The 1,378-nt window shown below is 44.1% G+C and carries 2 protein-coding genes and 1 pseudogene; all 3 read left to right on the plus strand.

The genetic code is table 11. The features are described from left to right. Positions 1 to 119 precede the first annotated feature (119 nt). A pseudogene (locus B5G33_RS20840) lies at positions 120 to 542 on the plus strand (UDP binding domain-containing protein); the annotation flags it as partial. A 200-nt stretch (positions 543 to 742) separates the two neighbouring features. Further along, positions 743 to 1,087: an IS66 family insertion sequence element accessory protein TnpA gene (gene tnpA, locus B5G33_RS20845; protein ID WP_242974806.1), complete on the plus strand. Its 345-nt coding sequence runs from the start codon at positions 743 to 745 to the stop codon at positions 1,085 to 1,087. After that, positions 1,080 to 1,378 (plus strand): IS66 family insertion sequence element accessory protein TnpB (tnpB, locus tag B5G33_RS22840; RefSeq protein WP_087418981.1); only part of this gene is annotated, 299 nt, incomplete at its 3' end. The genes tnpA and tnpB, both read left to right, overlap by 8 nt.

Here is a 1,378-nt window from a genome sequence, read left to right on the forward strand (position 1 = left end):
GGCCGCTTTCCTGGAAAGCATGGACTCGATCAGCCCAGAGATCACTTTTTGAGATTTTATTGTCATCCATCTCTATTGGTATCACCTCCATCATTTGAGAACATCTTATCAAATGTAGGTATGCAGATGTACCGGAAAATCTCATTGAGGCAATTGTAGAAAGTAATAGGACAAGGAAAGATTTTATTGCTGATCGTGTTCTTGAGCTTGCTGGAGCCTATGAATCTAACAGTGAATATGACAAGACTATGGAAAAAGAGGTTGTTATAGGCGTTTATCGTCTTACTATGAAGAGTAATTCCGATAATTTCCGTCAGTCTTCCATCCAGGGAGTTATGAAACGGATCAAGGCCAAGGGAGCTACAGTAATTGTATATGAGCCAACACTGGAAGACGGAAGTACCTTCTTTGGCAGCAAAGTTGTCAATGATCTCGATGAGTTTAAGAGATTAAGCCAGTCTATCATTGCCAACCGATATGACAGTTGCCTGGATGATGTGAAGGACAAGGTATATACCAGGGATTTGTTTAGAAGAGATTAAAAAATTTGCCTTGTGCTACACACTTAAAGCAAAGGAGAATAATTTGTGACTATAGAAACAAAATGGCTGATTAAATTATTAGATGCCTATATAAATGAAGCAGGTGTAGATTTGCCGTAAGTAGGTAATCATCCGTATCTTCAAATCCCTTCCTACATTTGATAAGATGTTCTCAAATGATGGAGGTGATACCAATAGAGATGGATGACAATAAAATCTCAAAAAGTGATCTCTGGGCTGATCGAGTCCATGCTTTCCAGGAAAGCGGCCTATCCCGCAAAGAATGGTGTCAGCAGAATGAGATCCCGCAGTCTACTCTGGGCTATTGGATTCGAAAGATTCAATCAGAGGCTCCAGAAACGGAATGTATTTCTGATCCGGTGTTCGCAAAACTGCCTTCGGAACAGGAGCTGCAGTTCAATGCCCCTGCGGGGACTCCTCCTGTAACAATCCTTCTTCCGGAAAACATCCGGATTGAAGTTGGGGCAGACTGTCCTTCCAGGCTGATGACGGCGCTTCTGCAGGCATTGAAGAACTATGCTTGATTTTTCAGGAAGCACAACGGTCTATCTGGCGTGCGGGGTTACGGATCTCCGCAAGAGTTATACCGGTTTAGCCGCAATCATCAAACTGAAATTCCATCTCGACCCGTACTCCCGCTGTATGTTCGCATTCTGCAATCGCAGACGCACATTGATCAAGATCCTCCAGTGGGACGGTTCCGGATTTTGGATCCTGATGAAACGCCTGGACCGGAATTCCTTCCATTGGCCGGACACACCGGATGAACTGCGGAAAGTGACTCTCAAAGAGATCCACTGGCTGTGCGATGGATT

Source organism: Blautia sp. An81 (assembly GCF_002161285.1).
Lineage (GTDB): Bacteria > Bacillota > Clostridia > Lachnospirales > Lachnospiraceae > Blautia > Blautia ornithocaccae.

Coding starts and splice junctions, on each gene's coding strand:
- tnpA (WP_242974806.1), top strand. CDS start 743: ATGGATGACAATAAAATCTCAAAAAGTGATCTCTGGGCTGATCGAGTC.